This window comes from Paraburkholderia largidicola (assembly GCF_013426895.1).
Classification (GTDB): domain Bacteria; phylum Pseudomonadota; class Gammaproteobacteria; order Burkholderiales; family Burkholderiaceae; genus Paraburkholderia; species Paraburkholderia largidicola.
Map to the genome: position 1 here is coordinate 2,092,044 of NZ_AP023175.1, position 13,350 is coordinate 2,105,393.

The following is a 13,350-nucleotide window of genomic DNA, read 5'->3' on the forward strand; positions in this document are numbered from 1 at the left end:
ACGCGAGATGCCGCGCATACACGGCTTGCGTGCTCGCACTATCATGGTGTTCATGGATTCCACTCTTGTCACCGTCGTCCAACATCATCCCGTCAACCGGACTGGACGGGATTTCGTCGTCGGCGATCTGCATGGCTGCGTCGACGCGCTGCGCTTCCTTTTGCGCGAGGTCGATTTCGATCCGTCGCGTGACCGGCTGTTCTCGGTCGGCGATCTGGTCGACCGCGGCACGCAGTCGGAAGAGGCGCTGGCGCTGCTCGACAAGCCCTGGTTTTATGCCGTGCTCGGCAATCACGAGGACGCGCTCTGCGCCGTGGCTGAAGGCAAGCTGAAGAAGCAGTGGTGGTATGGAATCGGCGGGCTGTGGAGCGTGCAGGTGCCCGTCGAAACGCTGCGCGCCTATGCGCGGCGTCTGCGCACGCTGCCGCTCGTTCGCGTGATCGGCTCGGGCAGTGAGCGCTTCAACGTGCTGCATGCGGAGTTTCTCGGCTCGGACAGCGAACTCGACGCCGACAACCTGTCCGACGAAGTCCGTCAGCAACTGCTGTGGGGCCGCAGCCTCGCGATGGGCTCGGGCGACCCGATGCGTCAGCTTGGGCTATCGCTCACGTACTGCGGCCATACGCCCGTGCGCGAAGTGCAGCAGATCGGCGCGCAGATGTTCATCGACACAGGCGCATTCGGTCCCGGCGGCAAGCTGACGCTCGTCGAGGCGCGCACGACGAAGCGCTGGTCGGTGACGGTCGAACTGGCGCGCTCGGTCGGCGCTTCGGCGCTGGCGTTGCCTTGAGCGCGCTACAACGCTTCCTGCGCTGCTGCCTCTAACCCACCTGGTTCAGTTCGAAGACGATATCGACGGCGCTGCCGTTCCAGTTGTATTCCAGATAGGCCGCGTGATGGCAGTCGCGCAGCAGCGTCGTCTTGAACGCGGCGAGGCATTCGCCCCTCGCATCCCGCACCGACGGATACACGATCCCGGGCGCGCCCGCCTCGCGCGCCGCGCGGCCGAGCGCCTGGCCGGGCGCGTAGTCGTTCGGCGACAGCACCGATGCATCGACCGATCCGGCATCGCGCAGGTCCACCACGTCGCCTTGCGCCATCACCGTGTAGAGGCGCATCTGCTGGCGCATCGGCGGCTCCTGCGTGGCGGCGAGGAACAGACCCGAGTGATAGCGCGTTTCAGCGATCGCGGTTTCGCGCGAGCGCGCGCAGTAGAACACGCCGTAGGTGCCGTCCGAGAAGCGGCTGCCTTGCGGATTCAGATGCGTGAGCGCGGCCATGATCGGCCCGTAGCCTGGACCGAAGCGCCGTTCTTCGCGCGGCACGAGATCGAGATCGCCGACTTCCGTGCGGACACGGTCGTTGGTCATGGCTTCGAGCGCGTAGAGCGCGTCGAAGTCTTCGGGCGACGCGACGCGGTCGAACAGGTTGACGGCGGGAAAGCGCGTGGGGATCACGCGGAACGCAGGTGTCCAGGCGAGCGAGGCCACGCGCCATTGGTCTTGCCATTGCAGTTCAGTCACGCCCAGCCGCCTCGCATCGCGTCGAGATACTGGCGCACGGCCACGAGGTCGCTGATGTTGCCCGCCAGCATGCGGTCCAGCGCGCGGCGGCCGCCGAACGGCGGCGCGCTGTTGGGGCGCTTGACCCACGTGTCGGCGGCGGCAGGCTGCGGCAGCAGGATTTGCAGCGCCTTGTAGATGCCGAGCAGAAGGGACAGCCGCTCCAGCGTGTCGCGGCCGAGGCGCGCCGTTTGCGGCGCGTTCTTCCATTTGAAGAAGGTGGAGCGGCCGGGCGAACCGAGCAGGATGATCTGCTCTTCGGCGCTCAATTCCCAGTCGCGCGCGATGTTGAAGAACGCGCGCAGACCGGCGGCGGACATGTCCGCCATGGAAGGTTCGGCGGGCGGTCGTCGCAACGGTCGTTCGGCGCTCGAGTAATGGGCAGCGGAAGACATGATCGGAGTCCTGAGTTGAACTTTTTTAACATCTTAGTCTATATATGGATTAATGCAAGCGCGGCTGTATAATCCGCCCTCCAGTTTTATGCACGGAGACTGCGGTGTCGCTGCGTTCGAAGGTGTGGGTGTCGGTTGGTTTGCTGTGCGTGTCGATGGCGGCGCGCGCCGAGTACAAGGAAGTGTGGAATCCGCCTGAGGCCGCGCAGCACGCGAGGCATTCGAAGCGCGTTGCCGCTGGTGCGGGTGCAGCGAAGGCCGTGCATCAGGGCAAGTCCGCGCCGCACGGGAAGGTGGTTGCAAAGGCTGCCGTCCCGTCTGGAAAAATGAAAAAGGCAACGGGAGTCGCCGTGAAAACGGTCCACGCACCTGCGCCGCGCGTTTCGTCGCAAAAGCCTGCGGCGGCAAAACCGGTCGTCGCAGCGGCCAAGCCTCACCAGGTCGCGCAGAACAGCGCGCCGCAAACCAGCGCCCAGCCCCCGCGCGAACTTCCGCCGATCCTCCACTAACTTGCGCAGCGCCTCACTGCGCGATCAACCCGTTCGCCACGAGCCGCAACGACTCGACTGAACGCGCGTCGCGCACACGCGAATGCAAGGTCACGCGCGATTCCGGCAAAGCCGGCAATCCGAGCCGCGTGCCTGAATCGACCAGTCCGCGCGGTGCGACCCGCCTCGCCAGCGGCGACACGGCAAGCCCAGCCGCCGCCGCTGCGCCGACGGCCTGCACGCCGCCACCGACAAACGCTTCGCGCCATGCGATACCCATGCTGTCCAGCGTGCGCAGCGCAACCGAGCGCACGTTGCAAGGCGCGGCGAGCAGCGCCAGCGGCAGCGGCTCGCCCGCGCGCGCCTGCCATTCGGGCGTCGCGAGCCACGACAGCGGCTCGGTGAAAAGCAACTGGCCGTCTTCGCGCGGCGCGTCGTCGGGTTCGGAGCGCACCACCACGGCATCGAGCCGCCGCTCGTCGAACTGCTGCAACAGCGTCGCCGACAACCCCATGTGCAGTTCCAGCACCAGCCCCGGATCATGCGCGTTGACACGCGCGAGCAGTGCCGCGAGGTCGGTGCCTGCCACATGCTCGCTCAAGCCCAGCACGAGCCGCCGTCTGTCGGCGGATAACGCGCCGAGCGCGCGGTCATGCGCGCTCAGCAGATCGCGCGCGCCGTCGAGAAACGTCTGACCATGCTCCGACAGCCGCACCACGCGCGGCGTGCGCTCCAGCAAAGGCTTGCCCAGATGCGCTTCCAGCCGCTTCAGCTTGAGGCTGACGGCGGATTGCGTGGTGTCGAGGGCATCGGCGGCGCGGGTGAAGCTGCGCAAATCCGCGACCAGCACGAAGGCGCGCACAGCATCGAGATCGAGTACTTTCATTTCAAATGGAAATAGATGAAATATCCAGCCATATCTGTTCATCATGGTAGGCCGGAACTAATCTGAATGCACTTCCTGTTCATTCATTGGAGTTCGACATGCCTCTCACCCGCATCGCAGTTCGCGCCGGCAAGCCCGCTGCCTACCGCCAGGCGCTCACGCAAAGTATCCAGCGCGCGTTGGTCGCCGGGTTCAACGTACCCGAGGACGACATCTTCATGGTCATCACCGAGCACGACGAGAGCAACTTCGTCTATGACCGCAACTATCTCGGCATCGCGCGCAGCGACGATTTCGTGCTGATCCAGCTCACCGTGACCAACAGCCGGACGCAGGAGCAGAAAAAGGCGCTCTACAAGCGCATCGTCGACAACCTCGCCGAGCATCCGGGCGTGCGGCGCGAGGACGTATTCATCAATCTCGTCGAAGTGCTGAAGGAGAACTGGTCGTTCGGCAACGGGATCGCGCAGTACGCGCTCTGAGCGTTCGCGTCCCGGCTCGCGTGCGGTCGGCGGAAGGTGCGTCGCTATAATGGTTTGCACCTTCACCCGTTCTTCAGCCGACGCGCACGCGAGCCATGACATCCGATAACAACGACGCTTCCCACGACGATTTGCAATTTGGCGGTTCCGTCTGGTTCCGCTCCGGCGAGCAGGCGCTCGGCGGCACGCAGCGCATTGCGCTGCTGGCGGCGATCGGCGAAACCGGCTCGATCACGGGCGCGGCCAAAGCCATCGGCATGAGCTACAAGGCCGCGTGGGATGCCGTCGACGCGATGAACAACCTCGCGGGCGAAACGCTCGTGATCCGCTCGACGGGCGGCAAGGGCGGCGGCGGCACGACGCTCACGCCGCGTGCGCTGACGCTGATCGACACGTTTCGCGCCGTCGAACGCGAGCACCGGCTGTTTCTCGAACGCGCGGGCGCGGCGATCGCCGGCTTCTCCGACGACTGGCAACTGATCGGCCGCATCGGCATGAAGACGAGCGCGCGCAACCAGTGGTACGGCAAGGTCAGCGCGATCCAGCGCGGCACGGTCAATGACGAGGTCTCGCTGGCGTTGCCGGGCGGGCACTCGGTGGTCGCCGTCGTCACGCACGAAAGCACGGAGACGCTGGGGCTGGCCGTCGGCGGCGAGGCGGTGGCGCTCGTCAAGGCGTCGTCGGTGCTGCTGGTTGCCGACGACGGCATGGCGGAGCGTCTGTCGACCCGGAACCGCCTGCGCGGCACGGTGTCGGCGGTGCAGCGCGGCGCCGTGAACGCCGAGGTGTCGCTGACGCTGGAAGGCGGCGCGGTCGTCACGGCCGTCGTCACCAACGAGAGCGTCGCAGAAGTGGGAATCGCCGAAGGGCAGGCGCTCGTGGCCGCGTTCAAGGCGTCGAGCGTGATTCTGGGCGTAACGGCGTAGGTGCCGTCTTCTAGGACACAGTGCGGGGATAGCCAGCGAACGGCGCGTTTTCGCGCACGCTGCCGTCGTACACCTGCACGACCTGATCGCCGAATGCGGCGACATCGTCGGGATCGTGCGTGATCAACAGCATGGGGATGTCGAGCCGCGTCTGCAGATCGGACAGTTCGCGCCGCATGCGCGCGCGCAATGCGTGATCGAGCGCGGAAAACGGCTCGTCGAGCAACAGCAGGCGCGGCTGCGCGACGAGCGCGCGCGCCAGCGCCACGCGCTGCTTTTGCCCGCCCGAAAGCTGCGCCGGATGATGACCGGCCACCGTTTTCAGATCCAGCGCGTCGAGCCAGTAGTCGATCTGCGGATGCGAAAAACGCCGTCCCGGATTCAGCCAGCCTGTGTGCATCCCGAAACCGATGTTCTGCCGCACGTTCAGATGCGGGAATAGCGCGTAATCCTGAAAGAGATACGCGAGACGCCGCGCCTGCGGCTTCTGGTCGATGCCTCGTGTACTGTCGAAGAGCGGGTCGCCGTGCAGCACGATCTGGCCTTCGTCGGGACGCAGCAAGCCGGCGATTGCCTGCAAGGTCAGGCTCTTGCCCGCGCCCGACGGCCCGAACAGCACCATGCGCTGCGCGCTCGCGGTGAACGACACGTCGAGCGTGAACTGGCGTTCGGCGGTGCGCAGCGTTTTGCGGATATCGACGGTGAGCGGCATGTCAGCGGGACGTCATCAGCGAGTGTTGCGGCACGAGCCGGCCCGCGAGCACGAGAATCACGACGCAGGTGACCGAGGTCACGAGCACGAGGAAGTTGGCCGTGCTGTCGTCGCCCGCCTGCACGGCGGCGTAGACGGCAACCGACAGCGTCTGCGTGCGGCCCGGCAGATTGCCCGCGATCATCAGCGTGGCGCCGAACTCGCCGAGCGCGCGTGCGAACGCGAGCAGGGCGCCCGCGAGAATGCCGCGCGATGCGAGCGGCAGCGTCACCCGAAAGAAAATCGCCGTTTCGCTGATGCCGAGCGTGCGCGCGGCGCGCTCCAGTTGTGGATCGACGGATTCGAACGCAGCACGCGCCGACTTCAGCACGAGCGGAAACGCGACCACCATCGACGCGATCACCGCGCCTTGCCACGTGAACACCAGCTGGATGTCGAAGCGGTCGAGCCATGCGCCGAACACGCCGCGCCGGCCGAGCAGCACCAGCAGGTAATAGCCGAGCACCGTCGGCGGCATGACGAGCGGCAGCGTCAGCAGCGAGTCGATCAGGTCACGCGCGCCGGAGTGCCAGCGCGCCAGGCCGAAGCCGGCCGCGACGCCGAACACGATGTTCAGCGCCGTCGCCCAGCCCGCGACCTTCAGCGACAGCATCAGCGGAATCCAGGCCTGTTCCATGATTTAGGCTTCGAGCTTCGTCTGTGGTGGCGCAGCTTAGTGCGCCGGCTTGAAGCCGTACTTCGCGAGCACGGCCTGACCCGCCGGCGACAGCACGAAGGTGATGAACGACTGCGCGTCGGCGGCGTGCTTGCTGCCTTCGACCTGCGCGATCGGATAGCTGATCGGTGTGGTGGTCGGCACGGTCAGCGCGACCTTGACCTTGTCGGGCATCACGGCGGCATCCGTGCCGAACACGAAACCGGCGTCGACTTCGCCGCGCGACACGTAATCGAGGCTCTGCCGCACGTTCGACGCCAGCACGCCCTTCGCGCTGACCGCGTCCCATACGCCCGCCGCCTTCAGCGCGCCTTCCGTGTAGCGGCCGACAGGCACGGAGGCCGGATCGCCGTACGAAATGCGCTTCACACTCGCCGACGTCAGTTCGTTCAGGTTCGACGGCGCGAGCTTGCTGTCCGTCGGCACGATCAGCACGAGCGAGTTAGCAGCGAAGTCCTTGCGCGTCGACGGGACGATCACTTTTTGCTCGGCGGCCTTGTCCATCGCTTTCTGGTCGGCGGACGCGAACACGTCGGCGGGCGCGCCCTTCACGATCTGCTGCATCAGCACGTCGGACGCGCCGAAGTTGAACAGCAGCTTGGTGCCGGGATGCTCCTTCTCGTACGCGTCGCCGACAGCCTTGAACGCGTTGGTCAGGCTCGCGGCCGCCGACACGACGAGTTCGTCGGCGCGGGCCTGCGCGGCGAAGGCAAACGAAAACGCGCTCGCGACGAGCAGGGCAGGTTTCAGGAAGCGGATCATCGACGGGAGGGACATGGGAAGGTGGCGCCGGGTCGACCGGAAGCAGGTTGAAAACGCCATCGTAATATATGTAGGGTTACAGCGGTCGGCATATTGAACATGTGGCGCGCAAGCTAGCCGGTTTTGTGTGATTTATGCGTCGGAATCGGGCAAGGGCACAGCGACGTTGCGTGTTTTTTGCAACGGCGCGAGGGGCGCGGCCGGCGAACCGGGCGTGTAGGTGTCGCGCAGCGCCTTCCAGCGGGCGCGGACGAACGGCCGGTCGTGGCCGGAAATTTTCAGCGCGATATGCGTGACCCAGCGCTGGGTCGGCAGATGCACCGCGTGCAGACCCAGCGTGATGATCGTCAGACTCAACACCACGGGCGCGACGGGCAGGCGTCCAGGCGGCGTCGCATTCCACGCAATCCGCACGAACACGAGCGCCGTCAGCCCGCCGACGATGCAGCCTGTTATCGCTTCCGACGGCGAATGCGCCTCGATGACGACGCGCGAAAAGCCGACGAGCGCACCCCCGAACAGCGCGAGCGCCACGCCTACGACACGCACGGCGGGCGGCGCCGGCAGCAGAACGAGCAAGGCGGCAACGGGGAACACGGCTGTGGCGAACATGGCGTGTCCGCTCAGGCCGGTGAAGTCCCACACGCGCACGCCGACCCCCCAGCCGAGAAACGCGATCTTCGTCGCCGTGACCAGACCAATGGCGACACCGAGCAGAGCCAGCCAGACGGCGGCGAGCCGCCATGAATAGCCGACGGCGAGCCACAGCGCGATGGCGAAAGCGAGCGGCAACGTCAGTCCGGCGCCGCCGAAATTTGTAACAAGAAGCCAGAATTGTTGAGAAAGGTGAAGCATGGGCAATCCTTAACGACAGGTACGGGGCGCGAATTTGCCTACGGCCAGAGGTTTCCAGGACAGCCGGCGACGGTGCCGGATCGGGAAGGACGTTCCCCGCCCGCGCGTATTCTATAAGTATAGAGGCAGCCGTTATGCGGAAGATGGAAGGAAAAGCGCGAAAACTGCCAGATGTTAGGACAATTCGGAAATGGACTTAACCGAAGCCCGGTGCGACGGGCTTTTTCCGAAAACGGCCTCGGTAGGTGTCAGCATCGCATGGAGATTGATGTTATTGTGCATTGCACAAGTTTGCCGGAAGGCAGAATGCATGAGTCCCTATTAGCGAGAAAATCCTATGCCAAAAAGCTTGACGAAAATCTGGCTAGGCGGCCTGAAACGCCTGTTTGCGATCCAGACGGAACACGCCCGCGCGACGACGAAGCGCAAGCCAAAGCGGTCGTCGACCCGGGCCGTCACCCGGCCTGCTGCCGCCACGGTGCCCAAACCATCATCGAAAGTCCGCCAGACCACGACGCGCGATGCGCCGCAGCGCGGCGCGCGTGAATCCCGTGTGCGGCCGCGTGCCGCCGCCTGGGCGAGCGGTTCGTGGACGCGATCGTTCCACTCCGCGCCCGCCGCCCCCGGTAGCCTCGTGAATCATTTGCAGTACGGGCTGTATCTGCCCGCCGGCAAAACGGTCAAGCACGCGCCGCTCGTCGTGATGCTGCACGGCTGCACGCAGTCCATCGACGAATTTGCCGAAGGCACGCGCATGAACCTGCTCGCCGACCGCTACGGCTTTGCCGTCGTGTACCCGGAGCAGTCGAAGCATGCGCATGCGCACCGCTGCTGGCATTGGTATGACGATACCGACCGTGCGGGCCGCGCTGAAGCGCGCGCCGTCGTGTCGCTCGTCGAGGCGCTAGTGGAAGCGCATGGGCTCGACCGCGAGCGGGTGTATGTCGCCGGGATATCGGCGGGCGCCGGGTTGACGTCGCTGCTGGCGCTGCATTTTCCCGAGCATTTCGCTGCCGTCGCGCTGCATTCCGGACCCGCGTTCGGCGATGCACATTCCGGCATCGCCGCGATGGACGTGATGCGGCGTGGCACGCGGCAGGACCCCGTTGCGCTGGTCGATGCCGTCGCTGATGTGACGACTTACCCGGGCATGCCCGCGATCATCCTGCAGGGCGAAGCCGACCGCGTCGTCGCGCCTGTCAACGCCGAGCAACTAACGGAGCAGTTTCTGCGGCTGAACGGCATCGTCGATGCACGAGGCGTGCGCAAGGTCGGCGACGTCAAGGAAGACCGCAAGGCGACCGTCACGACACGCGATTACACGCGCGGCGGGCGGCGCGTCGTGCGCCTCTGCCGCGTGCAGGGCCTCGGCCACGCGTGGAGCGGCGGCGACGATGCGGTGCCGTTTCACTCGTCGAAGGGTCCGGATGCGTCCAGTCTGTTGTGGGACTTTTTTCGGCATCAACGTCGCACCGAGTCGGCACGGGCCGCCAGAGGTACCGCTGACGGCGCGCGGCAGCGCGCGAGTTGACAAATTGCCACACTTTGAATTTGGTGCTGGCGCTGTCCTAGGGTTTTCCCTATAATAGGGGTTATCCCTAGGTGTCAGCCGCCTAACGCCAAATTCGAGGTCCACCATGTATCTGATCAGCCGCCTTTTCCTGTTTCTGACGAAGTCCTACGACCTGCGTGTCAAAGAGCAAAACGACGCGTACCTGGCCGAAGCCACGGATCTGTACGACCTCGAGTTCCGCATGCGCAAGATCGACCGCGAAGCGCGACTGCGTCAGCCGTCGTGGATGAGCCAGCACTAAGCTGCAGCAAGTACGGTCCGGCGCGCGAGCCGGCCATGAAACGCGCTCAACGCGAGCGCAGCACGCCATAGCGCGCCAGTGTTTCCTGGCGCGCTTTTGCATGATCGACGACAGGCTGCGGATAGTCTTTCCCCAGCACCACGCCCCAATCCTTCAGATCGTCGGGATTCGCCTGCCACGGCGCGTGAACCCACTTCGCGGGCACCTTCTCGAGTTCCGGCAAGAAGCGCTTGATAAAAAGCCCTTGCGGATCGAACTTCTCCGACTGCGTCACCGGGTTGAAAATCCGGAACCACGGCTGCGCGTCGCATCCCGTCGACGCCGCCCATTGCCAGCCGCCGTTATTTGCGGAGAAGTCGAAGTCGTTGAGCTTTTCCTCGAAGTAGCGCTCGCCGCGCCGCCAGTCGATACCCAGATCCTTCGCCAGAAAACTCGCTGTCACCATCCGCAGACGGTTGTGCATGAAGCCAGTCTGGTTCAGTTGAAGCATCGCGGCGTCGACGAGCGGATAGCCGGTGCGTCCTTCGCACCAGGCGGCGAATAGCGTGTCGGCGCGTTTGCCCGTTTCCCAGCGCAGTGTGTCGAACTCCGGCTTGAAAGACGCGTGCTTCGCGATCTGCGGATGATGCGCGAGGATCATGAAATAGAAGTCCCGCCAGACCAGTTCCGATAGCCACGTGGCGGCGCCCTGGCCGTCCGGTTGCAGCGACATCTCGTGCGCGAGCCGCGCAAGCGTGCGGATCGACACCGTGCCGAAGCGCAAATGCACCGACAGATGGCTCGTCCCGCGTGCGGCGGGAAAGTCGCGCCGGTCGGCGTAGCTGTCGATGCGGGCCCGAAAATCTTCGAGCAGTGTTTGTGCGCCGCTCATGCCTGTCGGCAGTTCTGTTTCCGCCAGTTTCCCGGGCGCGAAGCCCATTTGGCCGAGCGTCGGCCATGCGTGATCGAGCTTGCGCGGCGGCCGCGCGAGACTCTTTGCGTACCGTTCGACGGGATACGGCTTCAGGTCGAACGGCGTCAGTTTCTTCAGCCACGCGTTCTTGTAAGGCGTGAACACGGCGAAGGGCTTGCCTTGTCCGTTGAGTAGTTCGTCGCGCTCGAAAATCACCTGGTCCTTGAACGTCAGCAACTGACGTCCTTCATCGTTTAGCCGTTCGGCGACTGCCTCATCGCGCTCGATTGCAACGGGCTCGTAGTCGCGATTGGTGAAAACGGCTTCGGCTTCGAGTTGCGCGGCAAGCCTGGGAATCGCTTCATGCGGATCGCCATGCAGGACGATCAACCCGCCGCCGCCTTCTTTCAGCGATCGGTCGAGTTCTTCCAGCGAAGCCAGAATGAATTCGACCCGCCGATCCTGCACCTTGCCCTTATGCCCATCGCGCTCATGCGCCCAATCGATCAACGGCTGAAGAATGGTCGTATCGAACACGAACACGCACCAGACACGTTCGCAATGCTTGAGGGCGTAATACAGCGCTGCGTTGTCGCCCGTGCGCAAATCGCGGCGAAACCATACGAGTCCGTTCTGAAAGTGTGCGTCGAGTTGGTAGGCGCGGGTCATGGTCGATTGAGTGGTTGCGCGTCGGCGGATGCGGACGTCGGGCCGAAAAAGCCACAGCGATGATAGTGTCCGCCAGTCGCAAACCCAATGCCCGCGGCCTCGGGAATCGACGCAAAAATGAAGCAGCGCACCTCGCAAGAAAGGCGGGCGCTGCTCTCGAAGGGACGATCAGTTCAGACCGACTCAGACCACGTTCACGCGCACATCGACATTGCCGCGCGTCGCGTTCGAGTACGGGCAAACCTGATGGGCGGCGTTCACCAGATCTTGCGCTGCCGCTGCGTCGAGGCCCGGCAGCGAGACGCGCAGTTCGATATCGAGCGCGAAGCCGCCCTTGTCGTTCGGACCGACGCCGACATCGGCTGTGACGGTGGTTTCAGCGGGCACGGCCTGCTTGCGCTGTCCGGCGACGAACTTCATCGCGCTCAGGAAACACGCCGAGTAGCCGGCCGCGAACAGTTGTTCCGGGTTCGTGCCTTGCGCGCCGTTGCCGCCGAGTTCGCGCGGCGCCGCCAGCTTCACGTCGAGCGCGTTGTCCGACGAAACTGCGCGACCATCGCGACCGCCATTGCTCGTTGCCGTTGCCTTGTACAGTACGTTCATCTTGACGCTCCTTGATCGGTTCCAGTGATTGGGTCAGTGCTTGCCAGTGCTTTGCATCATCGCTATCGAACTGGCATGGACAGAAATGTATCGTACAAATTATTAGTGTGCAAACTAAATTGCCTATCGATGCGATAGGTGTGCATACACGCGCCGTCAGTAGCGTTCGAGGTAGTCGTTCAGGGTGCCGCGCAACTGCTGCAGATCGCTGCGCAGCCGCATCAGGAATTCGGGCGTCTGCTGGGTTGCGCAAAAGATTTCTTCCGGCACGTCGCGCGCGGTGCGCTTGAGCGCGACGCCCGATTTCGTCAGCCGGATAAAGACGAGCCGTTCATCTTCCGTGCCGCGCACGCGCTCGACATAGCCTTGCGATTCGAGCCGCTTGAGCAGCGGCGTGACCGTTGCCGAATCGAGGTTCAGGCGCGCGGCGATGTCCTTGACGGTGACGTCGTCGCTTTCCCAGAGGATGAGCATCGTCAGATACTGCGGATACGTGAGGCCAAGCCGGTCGAGAATCGGCTTGTAGGCCTTGGTCATCGCGAGGGACGTCGAATAGAGCGCGAAGCAGAGTTGCTCGTCGAGCGTAACGGGAAAGGCGGTGCGCTGGGTCATGGACGTCCCCTGAAGCGAAGCGTGCGAATGGATTGCGTGCAAACTATTGTGCCGCAAAAAGGCGGCGCGATGCATCGATACATCACATGCGAGCGCGGATTATCCGCGCCGCATGCGCAGCGCGAATCCTGGCAGAGACGTCGCCCTTCAGGGAGAGGGCGAAGAGGGGGCGGGCGGCAATGGCTGGCCGGGCGCTTGCACGCCGAAGCAGCCGCGATACGTGGCGTAAAACGAGCAGTAGAGCATCGTCGTGACGATGATCGATGCGGGCATCAGGATCACCAGCGCGAGATCGCCCGCACCAAGCGCCTGCAGCAGCGCGGACAGCCCGAACGACACGGTCGTCGCGACGGCGAACCACAGCGCGCCGTACACGATGAACGCGCCGCGATTGCGCCAGCAACTGACAATGCTGAAGAACATCGCCTTGATGGTCGGCACGTCATGCCACGCGGCGAGCACGGGCGCGAACCAGAACAGCATTGCAACGGGCACGTAGAACGCGAGCGCTGTCAGCACGGCGAGCGGGATATCGCTGTTGGCGACGGCTTCCGGCTGCATCGATTCGCCGCTGATCATCAGATGCAGCAGCATGCCACCGTCCGCGAGCGCCGAACCCATTAGCACGACCGCCATCGCGATGATGTACAGCACGCCGAGCAGCAGCAGGCGCTTCGACACCTGGCCGCCGTAAGAGCGGAACCCATCGACAAGAATGGTGGGCAACACCGGCTTGCCCGCGATCGTGTCGCGGCACGCCGCCATGAAGCCGACGGCGACGCCGGGAATCAGCATCAGCGGCAGCACGCCGCCGATGATGGGAATCAGCGAGATTGCCGTCATCGCGAGCAGGTATGCGAAGAACAGCGTCAGAAATGCGAGCGGGTTCCTGCGAAACAGCCAGATGCCTTGCCGGAACCACACATAGCCGGTTTTCGCCGGAACTTCGATCAGTTGCATGAGGTATGGATGCCTAG

At 64.5% G+C, this 13,350-nt stretch carries 17 protein-coding genes; 6 read left to right on the top strand and 11 right to left on the bottom strand.

All coding sequences use genetic code 11. From position 1 onward, the window contains the following. Positions 1 to 52: 52 nt before the first annotated feature. On the top strand, positions 53 to 790 hold the full coding sequence (locus PPGU16_RS25980) for a metallophosphoesterase (protein WP_180723258.1): 738 nt from the start codon (positions 53 to 55) through the stop codon (positions 788 to 790). Positions 791 to 821: 31 nt separating this feature from the next. Here the strand turns inward: PPGU16_RS25980 and PPGU16_RS25985 are convergent, their stop codons facing one another. Together PPGU16_RS25985 and PPGU16_RS25990 are read right to left on the bottom strand one after the other, a co-directional pair. Next, positions 822 to 1,523: an RES family NAD+ phosphorylase gene (locus PPGU16_RS25985; RefSeq protein WP_180723259.1), complete on the bottom strand. Its 702-nt coding sequence runs from the start codon at positions 1,521 to 1,523 to the stop codon at positions 822 to 824. After that, entirely contained in the window at positions 1,520 to 1,957 is a 438-nt protein-coding gene (locus PPGU16_RS25990) for an MbcA/ParS/Xre antitoxin family protein (RefSeq protein WP_180723260.1), read from the bottom strand. Before PPGU16_RS25990 ends, PPGU16_RS25985 begins: the two co-directional genes overlap by 4 nt. A gap of 104 nt (positions 1,958 to 2,061) precedes the next feature. On the opposite strand from PPGU16_RS25990, the gene PPGU16_RS25995 reads away from it, so the two are divergent. Beyond that, positions 2,062 to 2,466: a hypothetical protein gene (locus PPGU16_RS25995; RefSeq protein ID WP_180723261.1), complete on the top strand. Its 405-nt coding sequence runs from the start codon at positions 2,062 to 2,064 to the stop codon at positions 2,464 to 2,466. Positions 2,467 to 2,479: 13 nt separating this feature from the next. On the opposite strand, the gene PPGU16_RS26000 is transcribed toward PPGU16_RS25995, so the two are convergent. After that, positions 2,480 to 3,331, bottom strand: a complete 852-nt coding sequence (locus PPGU16_RS26000; RefSeq protein ID WP_180723262.1) for a LysR family transcriptional regulator — start codon at positions 3,329 to 3,331, stop codon at positions 2,480 to 2,482. Positions 3,332 to 3,429: 98 nt separating this feature from the next. Between PPGU16_RS26000 and PPGU16_RS26005 the strand changes: the two genes are divergently transcribed. Together PPGU16_RS26005 and PPGU16_RS26010 are read left to right on the top strand one after the other, a co-directional pair. Continuing rightward, a complete protein-coding gene (locus PPGU16_RS26005) occupies positions 3,430 to 3,813 on the top strand; it encodes a tautomerase family protein (protein WP_180723263.1) in 384 nt (127 codons plus the stop codon). Positions 3,814 to 3,908: 95 nt separating this feature from the next. Next, positions 3,909 to 4,739 carry a TOBE domain-containing protein gene (locus PPGU16_RS26010; RefSeq protein ID WP_180723264.1) on the top strand — a complete coding sequence of 277 codons (831 nt, stop codon included), beginning with the start codon at positions 3,909 to 3,911 and terminating at the stop codon, positions 4,737 to 4,739. Between the two features lie 10 nt (positions 4,740 to 4,749). Here the strand turns inward: PPGU16_RS26010 and PPGU16_RS26015 are convergent, their stop codons facing one another. From PPGU16_RS26015 to PPGU16_RS26030, 4 genes are all read right to left on the bottom strand, one after another. After that, positions 4,750 to 5,451, bottom strand: a complete 702-nt coding sequence (locus PPGU16_RS26015; RefSeq protein WP_180723265.1) for an ATP-binding cassette domain-containing protein — start codon at positions 5,449 to 5,451, stop codon at positions 4,750 to 4,752. 1 nt (position 5,452) lies between these two features. Continuing rightward, positions 5,453 to 6,127, bottom strand: coding sequence for a molybdate ABC transporter permease subunit (gene modB / locus PPGU16_RS26020; protein ID WP_180723266.1), 675 nt, complete (start codon positions 6,125 to 6,127; stop codon positions 5,453 to 5,455). Positions 6,128 to 6,163: 36 nt separating this feature from the next. Further along, positions 6,164 to 6,943 (bottom strand): molybdate ABC transporter substrate-binding protein, encoded by a 780-nt coding sequence (gene modA, locus PPGU16_RS26025; protein WP_180723267.1) that lies wholly within the window; start codon positions 6,941 to 6,943, stop codon positions 6,164 to 6,166. Positions 6,944 to 7,060: 117 nt separating this feature from the next. Continuing rightward, positions 7,061 to 7,783, bottom strand: a complete 723-nt coding sequence (locus PPGU16_RS26030) for a phosphatase PAP2 family protein (RefSeq protein WP_180723268.1) — start codon at positions 7,781 to 7,783, stop codon at positions 7,061 to 7,063. Positions 7,784 to 8,120: 337 nt separating this feature from the next. On the opposite strand from PPGU16_RS26030, the gene PPGU16_RS26035 reads away from it, so the two are divergent. Both PPGU16_RS26035 and PPGU16_RS26040 read left to right on the top strand, forming a co-directional pair. Then, on the top strand, positions 8,121 to 9,314 hold the full coding sequence (locus PPGU16_RS26035) for an extracellular catalytic domain type 1 short-chain-length polyhydroxyalkanoate depolymerase (RefSeq protein WP_180723269.1): 1,194 nt from the start codon (positions 8,121 to 8,123) through the stop codon (positions 9,312 to 9,314). A 106-nt stretch (positions 9,315 to 9,420) separates the two neighbouring features. After that, positions 9,421 to 9,597, top strand: a complete 177-nt coding sequence (locus tag PPGU16_RS26040) for a DUF3563 family protein (RefSeq protein WP_180723270.1) — start codon at positions 9,421 to 9,423, stop codon at positions 9,595 to 9,597. A 46-nt stretch (positions 9,598 to 9,643) separates the two neighbouring features. Here PPGU16_RS26040 and PPGU16_RS26045 read toward each other — a convergent pair whose 3' ends face one another. The 4 genes from PPGU16_RS26045 to PPGU16_RS26060 all read right to left on the bottom strand — a co-directional run bounded on the left by PPGU16_RS26045 (position 9,644) and on the right by PPGU16_RS26060 (position 13,333). After that, on the bottom strand, positions 9,644 to 11,158 hold the full coding sequence (locus PPGU16_RS26045) for a cryptochrome/photolyase family protein (RefSeq protein WP_180723271.1): 1,515 nt from the start codon (positions 11,156 to 11,158) through the stop codon (positions 9,644 to 9,646). A gap of 183 nt (positions 11,159 to 11,341) precedes the next feature. Further along, positions 11,342 to 11,761, bottom strand: a complete 420-nt coding sequence (locus PPGU16_RS26050) for an organic hydroperoxide resistance protein (protein WP_091786203.1) — start codon at positions 11,759 to 11,761, stop codon at positions 11,342 to 11,344. A 156-nt stretch (positions 11,762 to 11,917) separates the two neighbouring features. Continuing rightward, entirely contained in the window at positions 11,918 to 12,373 is a 456-nt protein-coding gene (locus PPGU16_RS26055; RefSeq protein WP_180723272.1) for a MarR family winged helix-turn-helix transcriptional regulator, read from the bottom strand. A gap of 147 nt (positions 12,374 to 12,520) precedes the next feature. Further along, a complete protein-coding gene (locus PPGU16_RS26060) occupies positions 12,521 to 13,333 on the bottom strand; it encodes a BPSS1780 family membrane protein (RefSeq protein WP_180723273.1) in 813 nt (270 codons plus the stop codon). Between the last annotated feature and the right edge of the window lie 17 nt (positions 13,334 to 13,350).